The organism is Pseudomonas sp. GM60 (genome assembly GCF_000282415.1).
In the GTDB taxonomy this organism is placed as follows: Bacteria; Pseudomonadota; Gammaproteobacteria; order Pseudomonadales; family Pseudomonadaceae; genus Aquipseudomonas; species Aquipseudomonas migulae.
This window is the reverse complement of record NZ_AKJI01000086.1, coordinates 59898-85765: the sequence shown is the minus strand read 5'-3', so window position 1 is coordinate 85765 and position 25868 is coordinate 59898. Positions and strand designations below refer to the sequence as shown.

General features: G+C 58.8%; 20 protein-coding genes and 1 pseudogene. 7 read left to right on the top strand and 14 right to left on the bottom strand.

Going from position 1 to position 25868, the window contains the following annotated elements; all coding sequences use genetic code 11:
• Nucleotides 1–121 precede the first annotated feature (121 nt).
• The 11 genes from PMI32_RS08465 to PMI32_RS08515 form a co-directional block, all read right to left on the bottom strand.
• On the bottom strand, nucleotides 122–865 hold the full coding sequence (locus PMI32_RS08465) for an SDR family NAD(P)-dependent oxidoreductase (RefSeq protein WP_008032084.1): 744 nt from the start codon (nucleotides 863–865) through the stop codon (nucleotides 122–124).
• A 117-nt stretch (nucleotides 866–982) separates the two neighbouring features.
• A complete protein-coding gene (locus tag PMI32_RS08470; protein WP_008032083.1) occupies nucleotides 983–1507 on the bottom strand; it encodes a nitrous oxide reductase accessory protein NosL in 525 nt (174 codons plus the stop codon).
• Between the two features lie 32 nt (nucleotides 1508–1539).
• A complete protein-coding gene (locus PMI32_RS08475) occupies nucleotides 1540–2370 on the bottom strand; it encodes an ABC transporter permease (protein ID WP_008032080.1) in 831 nt (276 codons plus the stop codon).
• Nucleotides 2367–3290, bottom strand: a complete 924-nt coding sequence (locus PMI32_RS08480) for an ABC transporter ATP-binding protein (protein WP_008032078.1) — start codon at nucleotides 3288–3290, stop codon at nucleotides 2367–2369. Before PMI32_RS08480 ends, PMI32_RS08475 begins: the two co-directional genes overlap by 4 nt.
• Nucleotides 3287–4576, bottom strand: a complete 1290-nt coding sequence (locus tag PMI32_RS08485; protein WP_008032076.1) for a nitrous oxide reductase family maturation protein NosD — start codon at nucleotides 4574–4576, stop codon at nucleotides 3287–3289. Before PMI32_RS08485 ends, PMI32_RS08480 begins: the two co-directional genes overlap by 4 nt.
• 27 nt (nucleotides 4577–4603) lie before the next feature.
• Nucleotides 4604–6523, bottom strand: coding sequence for a TAT-dependent nitrous-oxide reductase (nosZ, locus tag PMI32_RS08490; RefSeq protein WP_008032075.1), 1920 nt, complete (start codon nucleotides 6521–6523; stop codon nucleotides 4604–4606).
• Between the two features lie 175 nt (nucleotides 6524–6698).
• A complete protein-coding gene (gene nosR / locus PMI32_RS08495; RefSeq protein ID WP_032828964.1) occupies nucleotides 6699–8879 on the bottom strand; it encodes a transcriptional regulator NosR in 2181 nt (726 codons plus the stop codon).
• 110 nt (nucleotides 8880–8989) lie between these two features.
• A complete protein-coding gene (gene hemN, locus PMI32_RS08500; RefSeq protein ID WP_008032072.1) occupies nucleotides 8990–10378 on the bottom strand; it encodes an oxygen-independent coproporphyrinogen III oxidase in 1389 nt (462 codons plus the stop codon).
• Nucleotides 10379–10400: 22 nt separating this feature from the next.
• Nucleotides 10401–11747, bottom strand: coding sequence for an oxygen-independent coproporphyrinogen III oxidase (locus PMI32_RS08505; protein ID WP_008032070.1), 1347 nt, complete (start codon nucleotides 11745–11747; stop codon nucleotides 10401–10403).
• Nucleotides 11748–11856: 109 nt separating this feature from the next.
• On the bottom strand, nucleotides 11857–12300 hold the full coding sequence (locus PMI32_RS08510; RefSeq protein ID WP_008032069.1) for a CopD family copper resistance protein: 444 nt from the start codon (nucleotides 12298–12300) through the stop codon (nucleotides 11857–11859).
• A gap of 204 nt (nucleotides 12301–12504) precedes the next feature.
• Nucleotides 12505–14505: a peptidase U32 family protein gene (locus PMI32_RS08515; protein WP_008032068.1), complete on the bottom strand. Its 2001-nt coding sequence runs from the start codon at nucleotides 14503–14505 to the stop codon at nucleotides 12505–12507.
• A 352-nt stretch (nucleotides 14506–14857) separates the two neighbouring features.
• On the opposite strand from PMI32_RS08515, the gene napE reads away from it, so the two are divergent.
• The 7 genes and pseudogenes from napE to PMI32_RS30730 all read left to right on the top strand — a co-directional run.
• Nucleotides 14858–15025, top strand: a complete 168-nt coding sequence (gene napE / locus PMI32_RS08520; protein ID WP_008032067.1) for a periplasmic nitrate reductase, NapE protein — start codon at nucleotides 14858–14860, stop codon at nucleotides 15023–15025.
• A gap of 37 nt (nucleotides 15026–15062) precedes the next feature.
• Nucleotides 15063–15323 carry a chaperone NapD gene (locus tag PMI32_RS08525; protein ID WP_008032066.1) on the top strand — a complete coding sequence of 87 codons (261 nt, stop codon included), beginning with the start codon at nucleotides 15063–15065 and terminating at the stop codon, nucleotides 15321–15323.
• Nucleotides 15320–17824, top strand: a complete 2505-nt coding sequence (gene napA, locus PMI32_RS08530; RefSeq protein WP_008032065.1) for a nitrate reductase catalytic subunit NapA — start codon at nucleotides 15320–15322, stop codon at nucleotides 17822–17824. Before PMI32_RS08525 ends, napA begins: the two co-directional genes overlap by 4 nt.
• A gap of 11 nt (nucleotides 17825–17835) precedes the next feature.
• Nucleotides 17836–18321, top strand: coding sequence for a nitrate reductase cytochrome c-type subunit (locus PMI32_RS08535; protein ID WP_008032064.1), 486 nt, complete (start codon nucleotides 17836–17838; stop codon nucleotides 18319–18321).
• Between the two features lie 9 nt (nucleotides 18322–18330).
• Complete coding sequence (locus tag PMI32_RS08540; RefSeq protein ID WP_008032063.1) at nucleotides 18331–18927, top strand: cytochrome c3 family protein; 597 nt, start codon at nucleotides 18331–18333, stop codon at nucleotides 18925–18927.
• A 105-nt stretch (nucleotides 18928–19032) separates the two neighbouring features.
• On the top strand, nucleotides 19033–19611 hold the full coding sequence (locus PMI32_RS08545; protein ID WP_008032062.1) for a hypothetical protein: 579 nt from the start codon (nucleotides 19033–19035) through the stop codon (nucleotides 19609–19611).
• A gap of 51 nt (nucleotides 19612–19662) precedes the next feature.
• Nucleotides 19663–19770: pseudogene (locus tag PMI32_RS30730) on the top strand (methyl-accepting chemotaxis protein); the annotation flags it as partial.
• Nucleotides 19771–19912: 142 nt separating this feature from the next.
• Here PMI32_RS30730 and PMI32_RS29980 read toward each other — a convergent pair.
• Genes PMI32_RS29980 through PMI32_RS08555 form a run of 3 tightly spaced genes read right to left on the bottom strand, consistent with a single transcriptional unit; the run spans nucleotide 19913 to nucleotide 25853 of the window.
• Nucleotides 19913–22567, bottom strand: coding sequence for a DEAD/DEAH box helicase (locus PMI32_RS29980; protein ID WP_008032060.1), 2655 nt, complete (start codon nucleotides 22565–22567; stop codon nucleotides 19913–19915).
• Nucleotides 22564–24555 (bottom strand): phospholipase D-like domain-containing protein, encoded by a 1992-nt coding sequence (locus tag PMI32_RS08550; protein WP_008032058.1) that lies wholly within the window; start codon nucleotides 24553–24555, stop codon nucleotides 22564–22566. Before PMI32_RS08550 ends, PMI32_RS29980 begins: the two co-directional genes overlap by 4 nt.
• Nucleotides 24552–25853: a hypothetical protein gene (locus PMI32_RS08555; protein ID WP_008032056.1), complete on the bottom strand. Its 1302-nt coding sequence runs from the start codon at nucleotides 25851–25853 to the stop codon at nucleotides 24552–24554. The genes PMI32_RS08550 and PMI32_RS08555 overlap by 4 nt, the downstream gene beginning before the upstream one ends.
• Nucleotides 25854–25868 lie beyond the last annotated feature (15 nt).

The following is a 25868-nucleotide window of genomic DNA, read 5'->3' as shown; positions in this document are numbered from 1 at the left end:
CCGTACGTCAGGGGCAAAGCCTTTTGGTTCCTTTTCGGCGTTTGGAAAAGGGACTCGCCGTAAGGGCGAAACCAATAGCCGCCGTTACCGCAGAAATGGATATGTACCCCGATCCCCCCCGTCAGCCCAACGTATAACCGTTATCAACCTTCCAGTCCTGTCCATAAACCCCCCGCGCCCCCTGGGACAGCTGAAAAATAATCACGTTGGCCACCGCAGACGCATCAAGAAAATGCCCCGGCAACAGACGCTTGCCAAGCGTGTCGGCAACATCATCAAGCTCACCGTCGCTCAAGCCCAGGTTGTCCCACATCGAGGTCGCGGTCGGCCCCGGCGAAACCAGGTTGATGCGCACATCGTAACGGGCAAACTCCACCGCCAGCGTGCGCGCCTGGGCCGCCAATGCCGCCTTGCTGGCAATGCAGGCCGCCAGGCCGGGAAAACTCGACCCCGTCAGGAAGCTGCCGACAAACACCACCGACGCCGGATTCGCCAACTCACCGCGCAACGCCGCCAGAGTGTTCAACGCACCCGCACCATTGACCGCCCATTGCCGCTGGAAGGCCGGCATATCCAGGCTATCGGCCATTTCGGCAATGCCGGCGTTGGGCACCAGATAATCCACCCGCCCCAACGTCGCCGCCCGCCGGGCCAACCCTTGCAGATCGTCCTCGCAGGTAACGTCCCCGGCACACCATTGCAACCGTTCACCATAAATCTGCTGCAAGGCCGGCAAGTCACCGACGGTGCGCGACATCGCCAACACCCTGACCCCGCGCGGCAACAGCGCCGCGCACAAGGCCAGGCCAATCCCGGAACTGGCGCCGGTGATCACGGCCAAACGATCCTGAAACTCGGTTTGCATCATGTTCTCCTGGGCATCGTCGATGCCAAGCACTGGGGACCTGGCGGGCCCCTATCTTTGAACAGATGCAAAAATACCGACTTGACGGCGATCAGATTTTCTCAATGGATCGACAGCTCAATGAGTCGAGTGCGACATGGCCGGTTGCTGCAGCACCGACTGATCGATCTCGCTGAACCGCAGCACGCGACCGCCCTGCTCCGTGGCCAGTTTTTCAGCCGCCTGCTGGCTGGAGAACGACGCCAACACCACACCCATCGCCCCCTTGAGCCGGGTGCCTACCACGTAATACGCATCTTTGGCATCGATCAGCCGGGTATCATCCGGCGCATTCCATGGGCTGTGCTCCATGTCGTGGACAAATAGTTTGGCATCGCCATGATGGTTTTCCGGCTGCAGCCACCAACCGATCATTTCCGCCGTGGAGCAGAATTTCTTGATGCCGCTGCGCTCGACCACTTCGCCCTTGGGGCCGGGGAAGCCGTCGATGATCATGCCGCAGACATGGCACTCATCACTGGGATGAAAGGCGCTGGGGGCATCGCTGTAGCTGGCTTGCACGGGTTTGTCACACGCCGTCAGCAGCACACAGACCATCAGGCCAGCCAGGTTGCGCAGCGTCTTCCAATCAAGCGTTCTCATCGTCAGGTGCTCCAAAAAACCAAAGTAAGAATTCAAGTCGCCCGTCGACGGAACAGCAGCCAGGCCGTACCCAACGGCGCCGCCACCCACAACAGCAGGCAGAGCCAGAGCATCGAGCCCGGCACAGGCAAATCGCTGCCCAGGGTCAGCACGCCAGCGGTACTGGCGACGGCGTCAAAACCGGAAAGATTGATCAAGCGATAGAGGTCGGCGGGATTGAACAGCAGCAACCAGGGCAACACTTTCGGGTTGAAGTGCCCTTCGCTGAGCACCAGCAGTGCGAGCAGCGCCAGGTCAAACACCAGCACGAAAAAGAACCACACGCCCAGCGCCAAACCGGCGGCCGTGGATTTCTCGGCCGCCACGCTGCTCAGCACATAAGCCAGCCCCAGAAAGCCCCAGCCCAGTAGCGTCGACGACACAATGAATCGTCCGAAGGCCCAGAGCAGCAGACTCAGCTCGACGTCGTCCACCAACACGGCAATCGCGAGCATCGCGCAGCCGAAACCGATCAGCGTTGCCAGCGCCAGGATCAACCCATGGCCAATGAACTTGCCGAGCAGGATGTGCCCGCGCCCCAGCGGATAGGTCAACAACAGCAGCAAGGTGCCGCTTTCGTCCTCGCCGACAATGGCGTCATATGCCAGCATCAAGGCAATCAGCGGCATCAGGAACGTCGCCAGGCTGGCCAGGCTGGCGATGGTCGCGGGCACCGAGGTAAAGCCCAACTGACCGGACGCCGCCGCGCCCAACCAGGCAATGCCGGTGGCCAGCACCGCGAACAACAGGCTGATCGCCAATAACCAGCGGTTGCGCAAACCGTCATTGAATTCCTTGCGGGCCATGTTCCAGATCGGGTTCATAGAATCTCTCCACTGTGGGTCGCAGCGGCCCGTCCCATGTAATAGCGGTAGAGGTCTTCCAGGGACGGTGGAGTAATTTCCACGTCCGCCGGCTCATCCTCATTGAGTAACTGGCGCAACAGGCCCAGTTTGCTGCCATTGAGCGCGGCCACTTCCAGGCCCTCCACGCCCCAACGTTGAGTGACATGCCCTGCGATGTTCCACGAGGCCTGCAAGGGGCCGGCATGCTTGAGTCCGTTGGCGCGAATCAGCGTCGGCAACCCGGCTTCCTCGCGCAGGCTGCGCAGACTGCCAAGGGCCAGCAGGCGCCCCTGGGTCAGGATCGCCGCGCGATTGATATGCGCCTCGACCCCCGGCAAAACGTGGGAACAGAGAATGACGCTGGTGCCCTGGCTGCGCAGACGGTCGAGCAACCGATACAGGTCTTGAGTGGCGATGGGATCGAGGCCGACCGTCGGCTCGTCAAGCAGCAACAGGCGCGGTTCGCCGAGCAACGCTTGCGCCAGCCCGAGGCGCTGGCGCATGCCTTTGGAGTAGGTCTTGACCCGTCGATGCGCCGCCCCTGCCAGGCCAACTTCTTCCAGCAGCCCGTCCACCTGAGCGAACGCGGCCCCTTTGAGTCGCGCGATATGACGCAAGGTTTCCAGACCGCTCATTTGCGGATAAAACATCACGTTCTCCGGCAAATAGCCGAGCAGACGCCGGACATTCGGATCACTGGGCAGGCGGCCAAACACCCTGACCTGCCCTTCGCTGGCCTGCAGCAAACCGAGCACCAGTTTCATGCTGGTGGTCTTGCCCGCGCCGTTGTGCCCGAACAAACCCAGCACTTCGCCTTCGGCCAGGCTCAGGCTCAACTGATGCAACACCGTGGTGTGCCCATAACGCTGGCTGACGCCTTCCAGATCGACGACATTCATGTGACGGGCTCCTTGGTCAGGGTGTGCGTGGTGGATTTCATCAACGGATGGCTGTCGAGTACGCCCGGCGATTTCATCACCGGAAACGCCCGTTGCACCCAGCGCAGCAGTTCAATCCCGGGGCTGTTCATCAACAGCCGCACCTGCGGGTACAGCCACAGCAGGCGGTCGACGTTGTCGTTGGGTTCGTAGGCGATATCGCCCAGGCCATCGTTGTTGCGGTCCCAGCCCAGATAGTCGCTCCAGTAATTGCCCCGGCCATCCGCCGACCATTCCTGCAAGCGGGTGGCGACGTATTTGACCTGGCGCTGGTTGCCGACAAACGCGTTGTCGGCGATGCGGTTGTCTTCGGAGCCGGCGGTGAGGTGAATGCCCACGGCGCTGTGCTCGAAGTGGTTGTGTTCGATGCGGTTGAACAGCGAGTTGTAGATGAACAGCGCCTTGCCCTCGGCGCCGCTGATCATGCTGTCGCCGGTCGAGCCGTCGCGCACGTCGGTGACGAAGTTGTCGCGCAAGGTTGAATAGGTGATGTAGTTCATCAGGATGCCGTAGTTCTGATCCTGTTCGGAGCGGTTGCCGATCACCGTGAGCTTGCGGCTTTGCATCAGGGCGTAGCCGGTGCGGGTGCGGCGGGTGGTGTTGCCGATCAGCTGGTTGTCGTTGGCGAACATGTAATGCACGCCGTAACGCAGGTCTTCCAGGGTATTGCCTTGCAGCAGGTTGCCGTTGGAAGTGTCGATGTAGATGCCATCGCGGGTGTCGCGTACCTGGTTGCCGATGACCCTGGCGCCATGTACTGCATAAAGGTGAATGCCGTTACCGCGATCCTGTGAACGCATCGCCGGATCGCCCTGGATGCGGTTGTCGATCAGGCTCGCATCCTGAGTCCCATCGACCCAGATCCCGAAACCCTGACCTTGCAGGCGATTGCCTTTGATTACCGCGCCACGGGCCTTGGGCTGGAGGAAGACCGCCGCATTCATGGCCGTGAGGTCATGACCCCAGTCCAAAAAAGTGCAGCCCTCGATCCCAACGTCCGGTGCGCTGACAATCACCCCGTTGCCCTGCCCTTGCGCCTGAAAAACCGCGCCGGGCTCGCACACAATCTGCATCGGTTGATCGACGCTGAACGAGCCACGGTATTCGCCCGCCGGCACGTGCCAGCGTTGCTCGGCGTCAAGGCGCAACGGCAGCGTGGTAATGGGTTGCACCGCCAGCACACTGCCGGGCATCAGCAGGAGCGCAAGCGCGATCACCTTGATCGGGTTTCCCTTGATGTCGGTCATCGGTCCGCTCCTGTCGATGCTCAACCGTCAGGCCCGCTCGACCTTCATGCGGCCGACCATTTCCATGTGCAGCGCATGGCAGAACCAGCTGCAGTAATACCAATGCAGGCCGGCCTTGTCGGCGGTGAAGGTGATGGACGAGGTTTGCTGCGGGCTGATCTCCATGCTCGCGCCGTGGTTGGTCATGACGAAACCGTGGGACACGTCCTCGATCTGGTCGATGTTGGTGATGGTCACGGTCACTTCGTTGCCCTGCTTGACGGTGAACTCGGTCAGGCCATACGCCGGTGCCATGGAGGTCATGTAGACCCGCACATGATTGCCGTCGCGGATCACCTTGTTGTCGGTCTCCAGGTTGATGCCATCCTTCTTGGCCAACTCCACGGTGGCGGCGAAGAACGGGTCGTTACGGTTCCAGATTTTTTGCGTCTTGATCTGATCCCGCCGCGCGAGGATGCAATCGTGCGGTTCGGCAAACGCCGGGCCGTCGTGCACCAGCTTCATTTCTTCGCCGGAAATATCGATCAACTGGTCGTTTTCCGGGTGCAGCGGCCCGGTCGGCAGGAAGCGGTCCTTGGAGAACTTGCACAACACCACCAGCCACTTGCCGTCCGCCTCACTGGTTTCGGTCAGCGACGCGTGGTTGTGGCCGGGCTGGTAATGCACGTCGAGTTTTTGCTTGATGTAATTGACCTTCTCGCCCTTGTAGGCACGCACCGCGTCCGCCATGTTCCACTTCACCACCTGGCTGTCGATGAACAGCGTGGTGTAGGCATTGCCGCGACCGTCGAAGGTGGTGTGCAACGGGCCCAGGCCCAGTTCCGGCTCGGCGGCGATGACTTCGCGCGGGTCCTTGAATTTATCGGCGAACAGGTCGTCCAGGCGGTCGATGGCGATCATCGATACGGTCGGCGACAGCTTGCCGTTGGCAATGAAGTACTTGCCATCGGATGAGGTGTTGAGGCCGTGGGGGTTCTTCGGCACCGGGATGTAACGGGTGAATTCGGAGTCCTTGCCATCGGTTTTACGACCGTCGACCACCGGCACTTTCGAGTTTTCCAGGGTGATGAACTTGCCGGCCTTGATCGCGGCTTCGATGCGCGGAATGTTGAACACCACAACCCAGTCGCGCTCGTTGCGCATCATGCCGCCGAGGTCGTAGGCCTTCTCCGAGTTGTAGCAGGTGGACGCGGCGTACTTGCCGGTGTAGTCCATGTCGGCGTTGTCCAGATTGCCGTCGACGATCACCTGAAACGCCATTTCCATTTTTTCGGCATCGACGGCGTTGAACATGGTGAAGCTGTTCTTGTCTTGCAGGTCGAAGGTGTGGCCGTCATTGGGGTGCGGAATGACGAACTCGGCGTTGGCGAACACGTACTTGGTGTACGGCACTTTTTGCAGGCGCAGGCCGTGAATGGCTTGCACGTTCGGCACCGTGAGCATCTTGTCGCACTTCATGATGTCCAGGCGGATGCGCGCAATACGGGAGTTGGCCTTGTCGTTGATGAACAGGTACTTGCCGTCGTACTTGCCGTCCGTCATGGAGATGTGCGGGTGATGGCAATCGCCGTTCTGGAACTTCGCGCTGTCGCCCATGATGCGCTTGCTTTCGTTGGTCAGGCCCCAACCGGTGGCCGAGTCGACGTTGAACACCGGAATACGCATCAACTCGCGCATCGACGGCACGCCCAGCACCCGCACTTCGCCCTGATGTCCACCGCTCCAGAAGCCGTAGTATTCGTCCAGCTCGCCGGGGCCGACATGGGTTTTCGCCTGCGCATCCTTGACCGCAGCCGCCCATGACTCGCGGCTGAACACCGCCCCGCCCAATGTCGTGGCCCCTGCCAGCACCGCCCCGGTGACGGCGCTGCTGCCGAGAAAGCCGCGACGGCTGAGTCCGGTCTGTTCTTCTTCCTGCACCGGTTTTGTGGATTCTGTGTCAGTCATGCTGCGTACTCCTTGAAGGGATAAAAACTGTGTGCGGGTAGAACTCGGTCAACTGTAGGAGCGAGCCTGCTCGCGATGGACTCAAGAGCGCCGCGTTGAGCCAGTCATTACGCGTCAACGTTAGCGACCATCGTCGGAGCGCCGCCCGGAGCAGGCTCGCTCCTACAAGGGCGCGTCATTCAGGGGCGGTCACTTCCACGACAGGTATCAGTTGCGCCGCCACAGGTGCCGGTTTGCCGCGCTTCTTGCGCTTGTTGATCAGCGGCGGGCATTTGTGTTCGTTGTGGTAAGTCATCTGGCAATCGAGGCAGTAGTGGCACTCGTTGGCATTGATCCGCCCATCCGGATGAATCGCCTGGATCTCGCATTCTTTGGCGCACAACTGGCAGGGGTTGCCGCATTCCTTGCGGCGCTTGAGCCAGTCGAACAGGCGCAGCTTGGTCGGGATCGCCAACGCGGCACCCAACGGGCAGATGTAGCGGCAATAGACTTTGCGCGTGAAGATGTTGATGACCAGCAGCGCCACCGCGTAAAGGACAAACCACCATTGGCGGTCGAACCTGAGGGTGATGGCGGTCTTGAACGGTTCCACCTCGGCGAACAGTTCGGCGGTGGACATGGATTCCAGGGAGATACCGAACAGCAGCAGCAAAATGATGTACTTGATCGCCCACAACCGCTCATGCACCGCGAAGGGCAATTCGTACTGGGGGATTTTCAGCTTGCGCGCGGCTTCGTTGATCAGTTCTTGCAAGGCACCGAACGGGCACAACCAGCCGCAGAACACCCCACGCCCCCACAACAGAATGCTCGCGGCGGTGAACACCCACAGCATGAAAATCAGCGGGTCGGTGAGAAACAGCTCCCAGCGAAAGTGCTCGAACAACGCATGGACAAAGGTCAGGACATTGACCACCGACAGCTGCCCCAGCGCATACCAGCCGAGGAACACCACGGTGAAAATCAGGTAACCGCGACGCAGCCAGTGCAGGAAATGCGGGCGGCGGGTGAACTTGTCCTGCAGGAACAGGATCGCCGTCAGCAGCAACAACGCGGTGGCGAGTACACCGACCTGGAAGTGTTTCTGATACCAGATCGTCAACCACATCGGCCGGTTGGCTTCCTCGATGGCGGCCAGTTCTTCGGCACTCGGTGCAGGGCGCTCAAGGTATTGCTCGGGCAATTGATAAGACAGTTCGAAGCTGCTGAACATGCCGCTGACCGGACCGGTCTGACGCCGTACCAGCAACTCCAGGGACCAGGGCGATCCCGGATCGAAACCCGCCTGCTTGCGCACAATGAACACCGACATTTCATTGAACTCGGGCATGCCCTTGGCGAACACGTCGGAGAGGCGCTGATGGTCCATGTCGCGAAAGCTGATGACATTGCCGAACTGGCGCAATTGCACCCGGTCGAAAATCCCGCCGCGCACATAACCCGAGCCCTTATACGAATACAAACCGCGTCCCAATACAGCAATGGCTTGCTCGCCGGGCTTGAGGTCTTGCATCAGGACACGGTATTGAATGTCACCCAGCAGCGCGCGGCCGATGGTCGGCGGGTTCAGGTCGGCGGTGTACAGCTCGATAAAGGTGTCATCGACCTGGTCAGGCGCGGCCGTGTCGACGCCTTCGGCCTCGGTGCCTTTGAAGGCGGCATCGACCTGTCCACGGGTCAGGTTCAAGCGGCGGATGGCGCCGTTTCCGCTCAGTTGCTCCCAGGTGGCGGGCTCGAAAAAGTCCTGGCGCACGGTGGCGGGCTTGCTCGCCACTGCCCCCTTGTCCTCGATCAGCTTGAGCGATACGGCCACTTCATGGGCGGCCCGCATGATGACTTCATTGACCACCATGGCGGTGACGGTTGCGCCGGCGATGGCATCCACGGTGACCGCACTCGGGTCACTGGAGTGGCCGACAACCACTCGCTGGCTGACCTTGATCCCTGTGTAGCGGGCGCTGAAACCGTGGAGTTTTTCTTCGGGGATACCGATCAGCAGAATCGGCTCATGGTGTTCCAGGACGTAGGCATCCTGAATCACACCGGCGGTGTCGAGGATCACCTGGGTATTGATCGGTTTGCCCGAGTAGGCCGGAATGTCCACCACGTCCAGGCTCTGGAAGACATAACCGATGACCTTGCCGGCCGCTGATATCGTCCGCACCTTGAACGGGCCTTCCGCTGCGGAAACCGAATCGGTTTGCGGGAAGACCTTCTCGATGCGCTGCTGCTCGATGTCGCCGTATGACTTGGCCTGAACCACCGCGAACATCGCGAGTATCAGCAAGACCATCACCACCAGACCAACGCTCCAGATGCGCAGGTTGCCAGGTATCGAAGGCGAAGAGATTGTCATGAGCAGGCTGATTTCAAAGGGTCTGCGGCCATGTTAGGGAGCATTGCGCCCCCGTCCCTTGATTGAAATCAACTTGCTGACAATCCCCGCGCCAGAGCGCTCCGAATGTCTCAAACAGTGCGCGAAAACTGGCCTTTTTGCTGATCGCCCAAGTAGGCATCAAACGCCATCGCGGCGCTGCGCATCATCAAATGCCCTTGCGGCAACAGCACCAGCTCGTCACGGTGAATCTGCAAGAGCCCGTCGCGAACGTGCTCGCCGAGTTGGGCCAATGCCTCGGCAAAATACTCGGTGAAGCAGATCGCGTGACGCGCCTCGAACTTGGCGAAATCGATCCGGCCATGGCACATCAGGTCGCTGATCACTTCGCGGCGCAACAGGTCGTCAGCGCTCAGGCGATAACCCCGATGCACCGGCAGCAGACCTTGATCGATGCGCGCGTAGTACTGCGAAAGCTCCTTGACGCTCTGGCTGTAGCTGTCGCCGACCTTGCCGATCGAAGACACCCCGAGGCCGATCAAGTCGCAGTCGGCATGGGTCGAATACCCCTGGAAATTGCGTTGCAGCGTGCCATGGGCACGGGCCAGTGCCAGCTCGTCATCCGGCAAGGCGAAATGGTCCATGCCGATGTAGACATAACCGGCCTCGGTCAAACGGCGAATGGTCAGTTCGAGCAACTCCAGCTTGCGCTCCGGCGGTGGCATGTCCTCCGGGCGAATCAGCCGTTGCGCGCGCACCATCTCCGGCAGATGCGCATAACTGTAGGCAGCAATCCGGTCCGGGCGCAGAGCAATGATCTTGGCGAGGGTGACATCGAAACTCTGTACCGTTTGCAGGGGCAGGCCGTAAATCAGATCGACGCTGATCGACTTGAATTGCGCCTCGCGCGCCGCCGCGACCAGCGCATAAATCTGCGCTTCACTTTGCTGGCGATTGACCGCCGCCTGGACGTCGGGATCGAAGTCCTGCACGCCAAAGCTCAGGCGATTGAAGCCCAATTGGCGCAGCGAGTGGATCTGTTCGCTGCTGATGGTGCGCGGGTCGACCTCGATGGAAAACTCATGGTCGTCGCTGTCGTCCATGTCGAATGCCTGGTGCAGGCAATCCATCAGGTCGGCCAGTTGTTCCTGGGTCAAATACGTCGGTGTGCCCCCGCCCAGATGCAGCTGCGTAAGCTTGCGCGTGTTGTCGAACAGCGCGGCCTGCATGGCGATTTCACGCTTGAGGTACGTCAGGTATTCGACGGCCCGATGGGTTTTTTGGGTAATGATTTTGTTGCAGGCGCAGTAATAACAAAGGCTTTTGCAAAACGGGATGTGGATGTACACCGACAACGGTTTCGGCACAGCGGCCTGGTTGCTGTCGTGGGCTGCACGCTGATAGTCGTCTACGGCAAACGCCTGATGAAACTGCGGGGCCGTCGGGTAAGAGGTGTAGCGCGGCCCGGGCCGGTCATATTTTTCGACCAGGGCACGATTGAAATCGAATGAAGGCTTCATGATCAGTCAACTCGCAGGTGGGTTAATGTTTTGCACTGTCCACCTCCTTTTCAAACAGGCTGCAGATAGCATCCACCTCCTGCCGGCCGGCGGGAAGGATGCTGATAAAACGCTCTGACAATTCAATCAAACCGTCACGACTCAATTGCTCCAGCAACGGCCAGACGGATGAGAAATACATGGGGAACACCAGCCCATAGCGCCGCTCGATGGCACGGATATCCAGCTCCTGATCACACGCCAGTCGCTCCATGACCATTTGCCTGATCTGCTCCCCCGCCTCGAAACGCCAGCCACGCGCTGTCGGCAGCTGGTCGCTGTCCAGCTGACGCTGATAGCGCTCAATGGCGTCGGTATTTTGCGTGTACAAATCATCGATCCGGCTGATGGCGCCCACACCGAACCCGATGTGGTCGCAATAGCCGTGACGGGTGAAACCGTCGCAGGTGCGGCTCAAGCGGCCCCGCTCCTGAGCGATCGCCAGGTCATCATCGGGCCGGACAAACTGCCCCATGCCGATGTAGTGATACCCCGCTGCAAGCAATTGCTCGAAGCAGATCTGACGCATCGCGCCTTTGTCGTCCTGGCTGCACAACGCCCTGGCCTTGTCACCGAGCACAGGCCGATAGCGGCGTGGCGGCCGGGCGTAGTCGAACACCATCAGGCGGTCGGGCTCCAGCTCGATAATCGTCGTCAGCTTCAGCGAAAAACTGTCCGGCGTTTGCCAGGCATGGCCAAACCCCAGATCGACATTGATGGAGCGATAACCAAACGTGCGCGCGGCATCGATGAGCGAATGGATCGGCGCCGGATTCTGGTAGCAAGCCACGGACATCTCGCACTCGGTGTCGATGTCCGGAACGCCAATGCTGACGTGATTGAATCCCTGGTCGCGCAGCACGCCCATGGTCGACCAATCGGTGTGATGCAAATCCACTTCAACGCTGTAGTCGCCAGACTCATGCGCCAGAAAGTTGAACCGGCGACGCAAATGCCCCATCAGTCGCTGAATATGGGCGATGGTGGGCGTTCCACCGCCCAGGTGAAATTGCTCGACCCGTTGCTCTGGATGGGTGTGGCAACCGACCAGGTCGATCTCGTGTTCCAGACGCCGCAGGTACTGCTCGATGGCGCCCTGCTCGCCGCAGGCATCCGCAAGGGTGCAAAAGGATGGCTTGAGGCTGGAAGGCAGGCGCAAGTTCAGGGAGAGCGGCCGGCGTTTCTGGCGGCTGACGCGCAAGGCACGAAGCAAATCCAGAGAGCCGATGCCGTTGTGAAACTTTTGCGTATCGGCATGGCAGTTGGGGTCGAGCACACCCTGATCGCACCGAGCGACAAGCTCGCCAGGGTTGTGAAAGAAATCGAGCATGACGGGTCTCCCAGACTGGCTGCAGATCTTCAGTGTCCGGGATCGGCAATCATCGCTCCTTGATTTGTATCAAGCCGCCAGCCAAGTGCTTGCAGAGGCCGACCATCGGTCACCACGTCAGGTAAAACATGCCCTTGGCCAGCAAGACGATGGCGACCATATGGCAGAACAGACTGCCGTGGATGAATTGCAGGTAACGAGCATTCATGCGCCCGCTTTTGAACAGAATCATGGCCACCAGAAAATGCAGGAGCACGCTCACGGCAACGACGATTTTCACCATCAGCAGCGTGCCGAACGAGGACGCCAGCGGCGTGGCAAGAGCGGGCAAGTAACGCTGCCAGACCATGCCGATCCCCGCGCCGAACAACACCAGCAACACCCACGGCATCAGCGTCCGGGCTCGACGACCGATCCCCTGCTCGACCAGCATCATCACCCTGTCGGGCAATTGCTTGCGAATGCTTTCCAGAAACAGGACCTCGAAGAACACCGTGCCGATGAAGATCAGCGCGGCGAACAGGTGCAATGTCAAAAAAACGGGATAGACCATGAGAGGGATGGCTCTGATGACTCAGCGAGAGGAACATCAATCCCATTGTGTCGCCAGTGCCGGCGAGCTCCGGCCCAATGGGAACTCGCGCGTTCATCCGCAAGGGCGCGCGAGTGTTGCTTCACAGAATACAGAGCTGCCCGCCCCACCCGTTTGACACCGATCAAGAAACGTCCCTGTCCCTGATGCGGGCTAGCCCACCTTTCAGTGGGGCGCGCGAGGAATCGTCTTGAGCAGATCTTCAGGGCTGATGTAACCGACGACCGGCTCCGCGACGCTGCCCGGTAGCGGCAGGTCAAGGATGTGGCCCTTGATCTTGCCGATCACGTGCATTTCGCAAGGTTTGCAGTCGAACTTCAACGTCAGCACCTCGTCACCGTGCACCAGTTGCATCGGCGCGACCTTGGTGCGAACGCCGGTGACGCCTTTGGCCTGTTTGGGGCAGAGGTTGAAGGAGAAACGCAGGCAGTGCTTGGTGATCATCACCGGCACTTCTCCGGTTTCCTCGTGAGCCTCGAAGGCTGCATCGATCAGCTTGACGCCGTGACGGTGATAGAAGTCGCGAGCCTTTTGGTTGTAGACGTTGGCCAGGAACGACAGGTGCGATTCCGGGTACACCGGCGGCGGATTTGTTTCGGCCTTGCGACCACCCCGTGGGTGGGCCAGCAGACGGGCCGCGGTCAGCGCTTCGATCACTTCCCGACGCAGGGCCTTGAGCTGCGAGTTGGGGATGAAGAACGCCTCGGTTGCTTCCAGCTTGATGCCGGTGGCGTGGTAGTCGGTGGTGCCCAGTTGACCGAGCAGATCACGCAGTTGCTCCAGGGCCTGCTCCGGCTTGTTGGCCAGACCGAACGGACCGTCCAGAGACACGCTGGCACTGACGCCCTCCTCGCTGGTGGCGGTGAGTTGCAGGCGCTGCTCGTCCAGCTGTGCGACCCAGGCCAGACCGATACGACGTTCAGCGGAAGTCTTCTGCAAGGCTTGCTGCCAGTTATGGTCCAGGTTGCGGCTCAGTGGATGGTTGGGCCGCAGCTTGTACATCCCGTCCGGCATCTCGTTGGGCTCGACACGGTAGCGATAGCGCTTCTGGCCATCTTCGTCGAACTCTCCCTTGGGCTCGGCGATGTTGGCGCGAAAACCCACCACTTCGCGCTTGATCTGCACGTTGAGACCGTCGCCGTTGGACAGCGGCTCAGAGGTCACCACCTGCAAGTCACGCTTGCCCACCTTCTCCACCACGCCCACTGGCAGGCCAGTGAAAGTCGGTGAATCGAAGGCACCGATGTCGACCTTGCGGTCGGTGACAAAGTAGTCGGTGCTGCCACGGTGGAAAGTCTTGTCCGGGTCAGGCACAAAGAAATGCGCGGTGCGGCCACTGGATGCGCGGGCCAGGTCCGGACGATCTTCAAGAACGTCGTCCAGGCGCTGGCGGTAGTAGGCCGTGATGTTCTTCACGTAGCCCATGTCCTTGTAGCGCCCTTCGATCTTGAACGAGCGAACGCCGGCTTCCACCAACGCGCGAATGTTGGCGCTCTGGTTGTTGTCCTTCATCGACAGCAGGTGTTTTTCGTAAGCGACGACGCGGCCCTGATCGTCCTTGAGGGTGTACGGCAAACGACAGGCCTGTGAACAGTCGCCACGGTTGGCGCTGCGACCGTTCTGTGCGTGGGAGATGTTGCACTGGCCGGAGAACGCCACACACAACGCGCCATGGATGAAGAATTCGATGGCCGCATCGGTCTCGTCGGCGATGGCACGAATCTCTTGCAGATTCAGCTCGCGGGCCAGTACCAGTTGGGAGAAGCCCGCCTGGTCAAGAAACTTCGCCCGTGCCAGGGTGCGGATGTCGGTCTGGGTGCTGGCGTGCAGCTCGATGGGCGGGATATCCAGCTCCATCACGCCAAGGTCCTGGACGATCAACGCATCGACGCCGGCATCGTAGAGCTGATGGATCAGCTTGCGCGCTGGCTCCAGCTCATTGTCATGCAGGATCGTGTTGATCGTCGTGAACACCCGGGCGTGGTAGCGCCGGGCGAACTCCACCAATCCGGCGATCTCACTCACTTCGTTGCAGGCGTTGTGGCGGGCGCCGAAGCTTGGGCCACCGATATACACGGCGTCGGCACCATGCAGGATGGCCTCACGGGCGATGCTCACGTCACGGGCGGGGCTGAGCAGTTCCAGGTGATGTTTTGGCAAGGACATATTTTTTTATCTGGTTTTCACGGTCGAGGCGCGCATTGTAGCGGCCAAATGCTTGACCGGCACCCGTGGGCTGCCAAGTGGGTCCCCGCTACCGGTAAAACAACAATTAGCCCTCTCTTATACAAATAGATAATCGCGAGCCATGGAGCTCTTCGAAAGGCCTTCATCAAAATGCGAATTCATATCAATAAACGACGTAAGCGTTACTCGATGAAATAAAGATTTAAAACGTTATAACCCTAGGTAACTTTGAAGCCCCAATAAATCACCGCCGGTCGCTAAAAGCCCGCCTCAAAAAATGTGCGAAATTTAGTGATCTAGTCTGAGTGCAAGTCAGGCTGGAGATTGCTAAATGCCATTGGCTGAAGAACGCAAACCCGAGCGTCGCAAGGAAACCCGGCTGTTCCTGTTTCTGGTCGTCTGCCTCTTCCCGCTGCTGTCGGTTGCTATCGTCGGCGGTTACGGCTTTATCGTCTGGTTTTTCCAGATGCTGTACGGCCCCCCCGGTCCTCCCAACTAACTAATAGTCTTTGCTCACGGCCTATTGGAGTCAGCACATGGACGAAGCTCTGCATATCGCCAGCCTGGTAGTGCTTGCCCGACCTGAATTGTTCGACGCCGTTAAAGCCAATCTTCGTTTGTTGGACGGCCTGGAACTTCATCAGGAAAGTCCCGCCGGAAAACTGGTGGTGGTGATTGAGGCCGTGCACGAAAGCCAGATCCTTCAACGCATTGAACAGATCAACAATCTGCCGGGCGTACTCAACGCCGCGTTGGTCTACCACGAGCTCCTCGAGCCCGAAGGAGATAGCGAATGAGCATGACCCGCCGAGCATTCGTCAAGGCGCAGGCCGCCGCCATTGCAGCCGCCGCTGCCGGACTGCCGATTGTGACCTCCGCCAGTAATCTGGTGACCGAAGCGGACATGGTCACCCTGAACTGGAACAAGGCGCCCTGCCGCTTCTGCGGGACCGGTTGCAGCGTGATGGTCGCGACCAAGGATAACCGGGTGGTTGCTACCCATGGCGACGTCAAGGCCGAGGTCAATCGCGGTCTGAACTGTGTGAAAGGCTATTTTCTCTCGAAGATCATGTACGGCGTCGATCGCCTGACCCAGCCGCTTTTGCGCATGTCGAATGGCCAATACGACAAACAGGGCGAGTTCCAGCCGATCAGCTGGGAGAAAGCCTTCGACATCATGGAAACCAAATTCAAGGCAGCCTTGAAGAGCAAAGGCCCTGAATCGGTTGGCATGTTCGGTTCCGGGCAATGGACAGTGTGGGAAGGTTATGCGGCCAACAAGCTGATGAAGGCCGGCTTTCGCAGCAACAACATTGATCCGAATGCCCGACATTGCATGGCCTCGGCAGTCATGGGTTTCATGCGCACCTTCGGTATGGATGAGCCGATGGGTTGCTACGACGACATCGAAGCCACCGATGCCTTCGTGCTCTGGGGCTCGAACATGGCCGAGATGCACCCGGTGCTCTGGAGCCGGGTCACCGACCGACGCCTGAGTCAGCCTCACGTGAAGGTGGCGGTGCTGTCCACCTTCGAACACCGCAGTTTCGAGCTGGCCGACATCCCCATGGTGTTCAAGCCGCAAACCGACCTGCTGATCCTCAACTACATCGCCAACCACATCATTGAAAGCGGCGCGGTGAACCAGGACTTCATCACCAAACACACCCGGTTTGCCAAAGGCGCTGACGACATCGGGTACGGCTTGCGCCCTGATGATCCACGTGAAATGAAAGCGAAAAATGCCCGCACGGCCAACACCTGGACGGATATTTCCTTCGAACAATATGCAGCGTTCGTCAAACCCTACACCCTGGAGCGCACCGCGAAGGAGACCGGTGTTCCGGCCGAACGGCTGAAGAACCTGGCCGAGTTGTATGCCGACCCCAAACGCAAGGTCGTGTCGTTCTGGACCATGGGTTTCAATCAGCACACGCGTGGCGTCTGGGCCAACAACCTGATTTACAACATTCATCTGCTCACCGGCAAAATCAGCGAGCCGGGCAACAGCCCCTTCTCGTTGACCGGACAGCCATCGGCCTGCGGTACCGCACGCGAGGTCGGAACCTTCTCCCACCGGTTGCCCGCCGACCTGGTCGTGACCAATCCCAAACACCGCGCCATCGCCGAAAAAATCTGGAAGCTTCCCGCTGGCACCATTCAGGAGAAGCCCGGTTTTCACGCGGTGGAACAGAGTCGCATGCTCAAGGACGGCGTGCTCAACGTCTACTGGACCCAGGCCAGCAACAACATGCACGCCGGGCCCAACATCATGCAGGAGACCCTGCCCGGCTGGCGTAACCCGGAAAACTTCGTGATTGTCTCTGACGTCTATCCGACGGTGTCCGCCCAGGCCGCGGACCTGATCCTGCCCAGCGCGATGTGGGTGGAAAAGGAAGGTGCATTTGGCAATGCCGAGCGGCGTACGCAGTTCTGGCATCAGTTGGTGAGTGCGCCAGGTGACGCCAAGTCGGACCTGTGGCAGTTGCTGGAGTTTTCCAAACGCTTCACCACCGATGAAACCTGGCCCCAGGAACTATTGGCCAAGTCTCCCGAGCTCAAGGGCAAGACCCTGTTCGACGTGCTGTTCAAGAACGGCCAGGTCGACCAGTTCCCCGTCGAGCAATTGGAAGCCGGCTACAAAAACGATGAGGCCAAGGCGTTTGGCTTCTACCTGCAAAAAGGTTTGTTCGAGGAGTACGCCCAGTTCGGGCGCGGCCACGGGCATGACCTTGCCACGTTCGACCGTTACCACAGCGAACGGGGCCTGCGCTGGCCAGTGGTCGAGGGCCAGGAAACCCGCTGGCGTTACCGCGAGGGGCTCGACCCCTATGTGGAGAAAGGCAGCGAAGTACAGTTCTACGGCTACCCGGACAAGAAGGCGATCATCTTCGCCCTCCCCTACGAGCCGCCGGCCGAAGCGCCGGACGCCGATTATCCGTTCTGGCTCAGCACCGGCCGCGTTCTCGAACACTGGCACACAGGAACCATGACCCAACGGGTCGAAGAACTTTACAAAGCGGTGCCCGACGCGCTGGTCTACATGCACCCCGACGATGCCAAAGCGTTGAAGGCACGGCGCGGCAGTGAAGTGAAGTTGATCAGCCGACGCGGTGAAATCCGTGCGCGCATCGAAACCCGCGGCCGCAACAAGCCCCCTCAAGGGCTGGTGTTCGTGCCGTTCTTCGATGCCAACAAGCTGATCAACAAGGTCACGCTCGATGCGACCGACCCGATCTCCAAGCAGACCGATTACAAAAAATGCGCGATCCGAATCGAGTTGGTCAGCGTGGCCTGAGGAGAACCGTGATGCCTTTTCGAATCCAGCCGTTGTTCCTGCTCGCTGCCATCAGCGTGGTGATCGCTGCGCCAGTCGACTACCCGCTGGATGCTCCCGCGCCGGACGGCCGCCGGCCTGGAGGAACCTTGACCCAGAGCCAGCCAGCCCCGCCCATCGCCAACGAAGAAAACAAAGACCTCAAGCGCGAACGCAATTACCCGGACCAACCGCCCACCATTCCCCACACCATTCGCGGTTATCAGATCGACATGAACGGCAACAAATGCCTGTCCTGTCACAGCCGGGCCAACAGCGCACGCACTCAAGCCTCAATGATCAGCATCACTCACTATATGGACCGCGACGGCCAGGCACTGGCGGCGGTGTCACCACGTCGATACTTCTGTAACCAATGCCACGTGCCGCAAACCGACGTACTCCCCTTGGTGGGCAACAGTTTCGAGAACATCGACAAAATACTGCAAGACGACGCCAACGCCGAGCAAAAACCTTGAGGAGGCAACATGAAAGCACTGTTCGCCATGCTCAAGGATTACTGGGGCATTCTGCGCAGGCCGAGCCTCTACTACAGCCTGGGTTTTCTGACGCTCGGGGGCTTTATTGCCGGAATCATTTTCTGGGGCGGTTTCAACACCGCACTCGAGTTGAGCAACACCGAGAAGTTCTGCATTTCTTGCCATGAAATGCGCGACAACGTATTCGTCGAGCTGAAGGACACCATCCACTACACCAACCGTTCCGGCGTACGCGCCAGCTGCCCTGACTGCCACGTGCCCCACGAATGGACCCACAAGATCGCGCGCAAGATGCAGGCGTCAAAAGAGGTGTGGGGCAAGATTTTCGGCACCATCGACACCCGCGACAAGTTCCTCACCCTGCGCCGCGAACTGGCCGAACATGAGTGGGCCAGGCTAAAGGCCAACGACTCTCGCGAATGCCGCAACTGCCATAACTTCGAGTTCATGGACTTCACTCGCCAAAGCAAGCGCGCTTCTGCCATGCACTCGACCTCTCTGGCCAACGGTGAGGCCACCTGCATCGACTGCCACAAAGGCATCGCTCACAAGCTGCCCGATATGAGCGGAGTAAAAGGCTGGTGAGGATTTACAGGTAAGCGCAATGCAGATTTGCCTGGGCTTGAAGTCCGCTCTGGCGAATCGCGCTTTGCGACAGGCGCCAAATTCGGTGCTTGACTGGGAACATCTATGAATCAGGTTGCTCAAGGTTATCCTGGCGTATGGAAACGGCGTTTGATCCAGCACCGCTCAGGGCATTCGGACAGCGCAAAGGCCGTGTATTGGCTACAGACACCGCGACTGTTTGCAGACCTGCGAATTCCCTCAACTGCACTTCCAGGTCTGGCGCTTGAAGCACTCAGTTACTCTCAACATCCGGCATTGTGTGAACAGAAAGGTTTCGCCGGGGTGACCCAAACAGACGCAGACATTTGCCAATGGCATCGCAAAATGGACTATCAGCCGGTCAGTGGTGATGAAGACATTGGACGCATGCACTTTGAAACCAGTGAGCGCCTGATAGAAACCGCTCTGGATGAAAGTTACTACGAAGTATGGGAACGCTTACCCGACTCCCTCGGAGCTTGTCGTGGGCAATGGTTGCAGGCGATGGATGAGCCGTCGCGTCAAGGCTGTCTACTATTGGCCAGGGACTATTTTCTGTTCGCCGCCAACCGTCCCACGCCGCTGACACCGGGGACTCACTTGCGCGAAACGTTCGGCCAACCCGAAGGGCTCAAGCCATTCGGGGCAGTGTTGCAGGGGTAAATGGCCGACACCGGTGCCTGTGGCTGCTGACACTCCGGAATCAGAGAGCAGGCTTTGAACGCCACCCTTGAAGCAGCAGAGGCCGGCGATGCGGGTCGTGGATTTGCCGTGGTCGCCGACGAAATTCGAGCCCTGGCCAGCCGTACGCAAAAAAGCACTCGAGACGCCATGATCACGATGGGCCGCCCCAGCGAAACAGGCCGAACAACGGGAGAACTGGCAAACCAGGCCGGATTGTCGCTGGATGCCATCAGCCTCTCCGACCTGCTTTAACGCTGTAATGCCCCTCCAACAAATCCGCTTAATCCGATCTGTTTGGTGAGAAGTTGGGAGCATTCAGGGATAAGGCCTCTGCCAGAGAACTGTACTCTGGATACTCGTTAGCCAATTGCGGAGCAATCACCTCACCATGGAGCTGTGCCCTCAGATCATCCCAACGTTGCTGCAACACGTTCCAGTTGTGCTCGTCGTAAGTCCCTTTGAATATCACTGGACGTACGTCAATACGAGGTAAATCCAGCCCCCGCGCACCTTCAGAAATGGCAGCATTCAACTGTCGACTCCAATGACTACCAACACGGTCTACCCTGCCAATCTGTTGCTCAACGACTCCTGGATTCCACTCGGGATGCATTAACACAACGGTTCGACACGCGAGATGCAAATTCAGCCCCTCTCGCCCAACCATTGATTGCGCGACAAGCACTCGAGGAAAACTGTTTTGCCGATTGAAGGCCAATTGAAGCATTCGCCGTGACGCCTGAGCAGTCCCTCCGTACATCAGTCGAGCGAAGCCGCCTTCAGGACGAGCGTATTCCTGATGAAGCTGCTCGACCAACGACTCCCAGCGTTCGGCACCAGGATCGTCCTTTTCGCCATCGACGTCCTCCGAGTCCTGGTCACCTGCGGCATCTATCAGTTGGCAAAAAGCACTCGCGACGAGTGAAGGTTCCTGATCTGTTTCGACCTCTCCAATCAAATCGGCAATAGCGCGAGCAAACGTTGCAACGGGGTGTTTATCATCACTTTTTTCGATGGCTGTAGTGTGTGCGGCACGGAATAAAAAACCGAACATACTGAGCTGTCTTTTATTGGCACCTATCGCCTGTAGTCCCCGTTCCAGAAGATCGGTCAACTGCCCGCGAAATAAATCACGACGGCGGCTCTGCTTGTCATATTGACGTTGCAGGGCTGCATCCAGCGTCGCTAAATCGATTGATGAGTTCAGTTGTCGATGGGCCGCCAACACAGCGGGCCATTCATTGGCTTCGATGGCACCATTACGCTCGCCGTGGACTTTAGTCTGAGGCCAGTGGCGCCCATCCTCGAGACGACGAAGCATTTCCCGCGCGTTGAGCAGCCCGACCAGCGCCCGCATTGGCTGAGTGAAACGCCCGAAAACCAGGGTTTTCTCACCCGCTCCGGCGGCCTCCTCGATAGCCTCTACCGCAGCGAGGATAGCCGGATGACCGAACAGGCCGTCTTGATCTTCGGCAAAGGCATTGCGCGCAACATTAAGCCACCATTGGACTCGAGCCTGGCGCTTTGCTTCGACAGGATTGACGGCTGAGATCTGGATTTCCACAGCGGCAGGTTCCAAAGTCTCCTGAACTGTCTGTGCCATCAAGTCTGCAATCCCATGACCATTGCCCAGTGTCAAACGTAGCCGTTTCGCTTCCGGGTTCTCACTTTGGCGAGAAACCAGCGACATAGCTTCGGTGGCGCAGATCGCTTCACGCCAATGAGATGGCAGGCCTTTGGTTTCGATAGCAATCTCAACCTGCGTGTTGCGATAAGCGCGCCCCTGCGTACCGGAGTGCTGTTGATAGCGAAGGACATCAGCGTCTTCCCGCTTGTCCCTGCGCAGCAAGAATGGCGACAAGGCCCTCTCGAAGCGGGCCGCAGCCACTTGGTAGGTTTCACGCACTTTAGGGCTGCTGCGCCAATGCGCTCTTAGCTCATTGACGGCTTGCGCATAGGCAGTTATCGCTGGCTGGATGGTGCTCTGCTGGAGAGATGCTGGCAGACCGATTCTATTGAGTGTCTGTTGCCACTGACTGACGTCCAACTCTACGGGTGTGGCCGTCAGGGCCAAACGCCGGCAGCTATCGGACGGCAAGATGACGCTGTCGAGCAGCCGTGACAGGCCGCTGTCCGTGCCTCGACTTTTGTGGGCCTCGTCGATAATCACCAGTTCGAAACTGCCTAGGCCCAAGCCCACAATCCTTTCCAACCAGTCCCGGAACAGGCCGTCTCTGGAGTACTCGACAGCGTTCATCGGCTGCGGCCAACTGATCGCATCCATCAACTCGGCAAGTAAGGTGCGGCCTGGATGATTGGAGCGTTCGGGTATCGCGCCAGTGATACTTTGGGCTGCCCGCCGGACCCACGTATCGTCTAATTCACGGTAGCCGTGATAGCCACGAGGGAGCCTACCCTCGATGGCTGCTCGCCACCGCGCATAGATTTCCGGCAGCAAGCTCCAGCGCCAGGACTGCGCCGCCTGCCCGAGTCGCCAATTAGTGAAGGTATGGGAAATAATCAGCGCGGACTGCGCGAACCAGGGTTTCTGTTCAGTATGTGTCTCTGCCTCCCAGGCCGACAGGTATCCCAGCAGGCTGCGCAGTATCGGTGGCGACTCAATACCACCGTCCTTCAACTCAGTCTGCCACTGATAACCCAACCCTGGTGGCACCAAGATGGCAACACGCCCTCCTGCCACCTTGACTGCTCGCGCAAGCTCCACGGCAATACGAGTTTTGCCCATGCCGACCTCATCGGCGATCACTACACCATGATTGCCAATGCGCTCAGCCAATGCTCGCAAGCTGGCGCGTTGGCCCTGATTGAGTCGTGCTGAGCTTTCACCCTCGCGCTCCGCAATCAACTGCTGTGCGCTGGCTTGTTTTTCAAGTTCCGCCGCGACGATTGCCCATCCTTGGAACTGCTGGTTCATACCGATACTCCGAATTCACTCAGCTCTTGGATTTGCCATGCAGCCTCTACGCTGCCAAGGACTTTTTCGTACAGTCGGCCCTCTGCACTGATCGAGGATTCCGCATACTCCGGGCGGAATGACGCCTGCCTGAGGGGGCTCAGAGGGTTGAGGCCCAGTTCAAGGAACTCGGCAAGCAAAGAGCAATCAGCGGCTTGAGTCAGGCTTTGTTCGAGGCGAGCGCACCAAAGAGTCCAATCGCAGGCCGGGATCGCGGTCTGTTTCGCAGCGATGTTCTCGATCAGCTCCATCATCTGCCGAACGGGATAGCTGGCCGTACTACATTCGTAGCCGGCAGCCATCTCCAAAGTCATGCTGTTTTTGTCTTCGAATGCATCCGGCAGGTCTTCTGCATCCGGCAGACGCGGAAAGCCCGCCAGCTGCATCCAGACATCTCCTAATTCGAGCGCAGGCATGCTGGTGGCAGCGAAACGACCAAAGCGATCGATAACAGGCACGATGGCCACATGAGTACCCGAGCCGGTCGTCCAACACACTTGTACTTGCCGAGGTCGATCGGCGAACCAGATAAATCCCTTTTCAGGGTCTCGCTTGCAAGGCTGTTGCAACGGGTCGAGTAGCGAAAACTCGACTTCTGTTTCATTTGTCGGTAATAGCCAGCCGCTGTCGGTAACGTCGGCACCCTCCCAGAGCAGAAAGGACACCGGTGCAGCCAGCGTGAATTCCTCGCCAATGATCATTTCATTACCCGATGCGAGTTTGTCCGGGCATTGATTCAATTTCGACGTCCATTGCACGGGCAAGTAATTGCCGATGACTTCTGTCTCGGGGAGACCCTTGCCTGAGGACCACCGAAGTGCACCAGGAGCGAACACCACACCAGCCTCCAGATTGCCGCCATTCGCTGACATCTTGCGAGTAAAACCCTGCTGTGTAAGGTTGCCTGAACCCAAATAGACCCAGGCACTGCTGGCATAATCAGAACCGCTACGTTGGTTGGCACTGAAAATAAATTTGGCGTGCAACGTACGCTGTAGCGCCGAATTAAAAAAATCTGGCTGCCCGGCTGCACGCACGGTCAATCCGTAATCGGTCAGGGCATCCAGCGTCAGCGCAACACCTTGGCAACTTTGCGGATTGACGAATAGATCGATTTCGGCGCTGGCCGTCAGCAATCGTGGCCCGTCGGTGTTGCCACGCAAGGTCTCGATTATGCGACTCAGGACTGACGGAACTACCGGCCCGGCCGTGCAAGCTTCATAAAAGCCGGACCCCATGGCCAAATAGTTGCGTGCGACGCCGCTACCTGTGGCCTCGACCAATGTCGGCAACTGCGTCAACAGGGATTGCTTACGGTTGTCGAAAAATCGACCCGATTGCTTGCCTGCGACCTTCTTGGCGCGGGCGATCCAATCTTCGAAACGTTGAGTGGACTCAATCAGTGCCGCGCTTGCCTGCAATGCTCGAGCATCGAAGTACGTGCGTAACCAATCCAGCATCGCCCAGGCGTGCGTAATATCGGCGCAGGCGAGCACCACGGAGTCATCGGGTTTATTCAGATCCTCGCTACTCAGGTCAAACTGCCAGGCCAGATCCAGACTTTCTTCCAGGGTTTGGCGCGTCCAGTTGCCTGTAGAAACCAGTAACCGTAGACACCACTGGCCCGGTCGCGACAGATGCCGGTAACCCAACAAGGCAACCTTGGCATGCAGTAGATTGAACGGTAGTTGTTGAGAGCTACTCAGCAGGTGCATGAGGCCTGGCACTTGAACCGGCGTAATCTGCGGCTCTCGTGGGTCAAGCATCAAAGCCAGTGAGACACCTCCCTCGTACGCTCGCTGATTGGGCATGCGACCGGTAAAACGCTCAATGGCATCATTCATAAAGCTATCATCGGCCGAAAACCCGCAAAGCCAGCCAAAGCTGCCCTCAAAGCCTTCAGGGCTTTCGAAACGTTGGGCCAGGGAAACAGGTGCAAAAGTACTCATACAGCCTCCATAACAGTATCAGTCGTCATGGCGCCAGCCAGCCAATCCCCCAATTCGCGCTTCAAGTCCAGATTAAGCCGATACATCTTTGCGACGCGGTGTGAGATACCCGCAGGCAGTTGACCGTCAAGGGTATCGTGCCCATCGTCCTCTGAGCCGAACGCCGCTTCTGCCACCGACAAGGGCTGATACCTGAAAGCCGCACCTGGCAGAACCAATTGCCCCCTGAGGCGTAAGACCCGAGCATCGCGGTCGACCAGATGGGACAGCAGACGTGAGGGGTTCGGTTCAGCACACTCACGGCAAAAGGTATTGGCCACGTCCTCCTGCAAAGAGCGGTGCCCTTGCGCAAGAAAATTCCGTGCGTGGCGCTGAAGTTTGGTAATAGCTTGCTCGACCAGTAAAGGCAGCGGAGCATCGAGACTCCATTTCTGGCTGCCTGAATTACCGATATGAAGTTCAAGCTCATCCAGCACACCAATGGCACTGTCTCGTACCCGGAAAAACAGAGCACCACTCTGCAAATCTTTCCAATGTTCAGTACTGACCTGTTCAGGTCTATCCGCCCAGGAGAATGCAATCAAAGGTTCGCGCTGTATTGATTCGACCCAAGCTAACACTGCCTGACGACGACGTTCGTCCTGTCCATCGCCATGGTCGAGTCGAGTTCGCAGAAACGAGGCAGCACTCTCGGACAGTGGTTCTAACGGCGATAGCACCGCACGCAACCCCAAGGATGAGGTGACTTTTGCCGGCCTGCCTGCAGCCCAATCGATCAACGTCCCCAACAAGCCACTGTAACCAGAACATGCAGCGGCAATAAACGCGTGTCCCAACGATGTGCAACGAAAGGAGTTGAAACGCTCGCCTGCAGCCTCTGCCAACCCCAACGCAAGAAGCGGCTGCAACGTAGCCATACGCATTGGCTGAGTAACATAAAAACCGGGCTTGCGCGCTGCCTTGAAGCTGAATTCTTCATTGGTTTTCATTTTCTCGGAACCACGTAAACGCTCATCGGTGCGCCAGCCATTCGACTTGAAACCAAGCCAGCAACCTAGAGCCTCTACGGCATTGGCAGTCTCGATATTCTTGATCACTTCGCCTTCCCCACGCACGGCCTGAGCGATCGCTACGCCCAAGACAGCATGGAGTAATTGCTTGCCATACCAGACGCTCCCCATACCAGGAACCGCCAGGTCATTGAACTCACGCACAGCTGCACCGATGCCAAGCGTCCTTGTCCGCCGCTCGCTACCCAGCTGCTCCGGTCCGAGTAAGCCCCAGGAAAAATTGGTCATCCGTTTCCTCGCATC

Coding starts and splice junctions, on each gene's coding strand:
- PMI32_RS08540 (WP_008032063.1), top strand. CDS start 18,331: ATGAAAGCACTGTTCGCCATGCTCAAGGATTACTGGGGCATTCTGCGC.
- PMI32_RS08515 (WP_008032068.1), bottom strand. CDS start 14,505: ATGTCCTTGCCAAAACATCACCTGGAACTGCTCAGCCCCGCCCGTGAC.
- PMI32_RS08470 (WP_008032083.1), bottom strand. CDS start 1,507: ATGAGAACGCTTGATTGGAAGACGCTGCGCAACCTGGCTGGCCTGATG.
- PMI32_RS08465 (WP_008032084.1), bottom strand. CDS start 865: ATGCAAACCGAGTTTCAGGATCGTTTGGCCGTGATCACCGGCGCCAGT.
- PMI32_RS08555 (WP_008032056.1), bottom strand. CDS start 25,853: ATGACCAATTTTTCCTGGGGCTTACTCGGACCGGAGCAGCTGGGTAGC.
- hemN (WP_008032072.1), bottom strand. CDS start 10,378: ATGAAGCCTTCATTCGATTTCAATCGTGCCCTGGTCGAAAAATATGAC.
- PMI32_RS08505 (WP_008032070.1), bottom strand. CDS start 11,747: ATGCTCGATTTCTTTCACAACCCTGGCGAGCTTGTCGCTCGGTGCGAT.
- napA (WP_008032065.1), top strand. CDS start 15,320: ATGAGCATGACCCGCCGAGCATTCGTCAAGGCGCAGGCCGCCGCCATT.
- PMI32_RS08480 (WP_008032078.1), bottom strand. CDS start 3,290: ATGAATGTCGTCGATCTGGAAGGCGTCAGCCAGCGTTATGGGCACACC.
- nosZ (WP_008032075.1), bottom strand. CDS start 6,523: ATGACTGACACAGAATCCACAAAACCGGTGCAGGAAGAAGAACAGACC.
- PMI32_RS29980 (WP_008032060.1), bottom strand. CDS start 22,567: ATGAACCAGCAGTTCCAAGGATGGGCAATCGTCGCGGCGGAACTTGAA.
- PMI32_RS08535 (WP_008032064.1), top strand. CDS start 17,836: ATGCCTTTTCGAATCCAGCCGTTGTTCCTGCTCGCTGCCATCAGCGTG.
- PMI32_RS08485 (WP_008032076.1), bottom strand. CDS start 4,576: ATGACCGACATCAAGGGAAACCCGATCAAGGTGATCGCGCTTGCGCTC.
- PMI32_RS08510 (WP_008032069.1), bottom strand. CDS start 12,300: ATGGTCTATCCCGTTTTTTTGACATTGCACCTGTTCGCCGCGCTGATC.
- napE (WP_008032067.1), top strand. CDS start 14,858: ATGCCATTGGCTGAAGAACGCAAACCCGAGCGTCGCAAGGAAACCCGG.
- PMI32_RS08545 (WP_008032062.1), top strand. CDS start 19,033: ATGAATCAGGTTGCTCAAGGTTATCCTGGCGTATGGAAACGGCGTTTG.
- PMI32_RS08475 (WP_008032080.1), bottom strand. CDS start 2,370: ATGAACCCGATCTGGAACATGGCCCGCAAGGAATTCAATGACGGTTTG.
- PMI32_RS08550 (WP_008032058.1), bottom strand. CDS start 24,555: ATGAGTACTTTTGCACCTGTTTCCCTGGCCCAACGTTTCGAAAGCCCT.
- nosR (WP_032828964.1), bottom strand. CDS start 8,879: ATGACAATCTCTTCGCCTTCGATACCTGGCAACCTGCGCATCTGGAGC.
- PMI32_RS08525 (WP_008032066.1), top strand. CDS start 15,063: ATGGACGAAGCTCTGCATATCGCCAGCCTGGTAGTGCTTGCCCGACCT.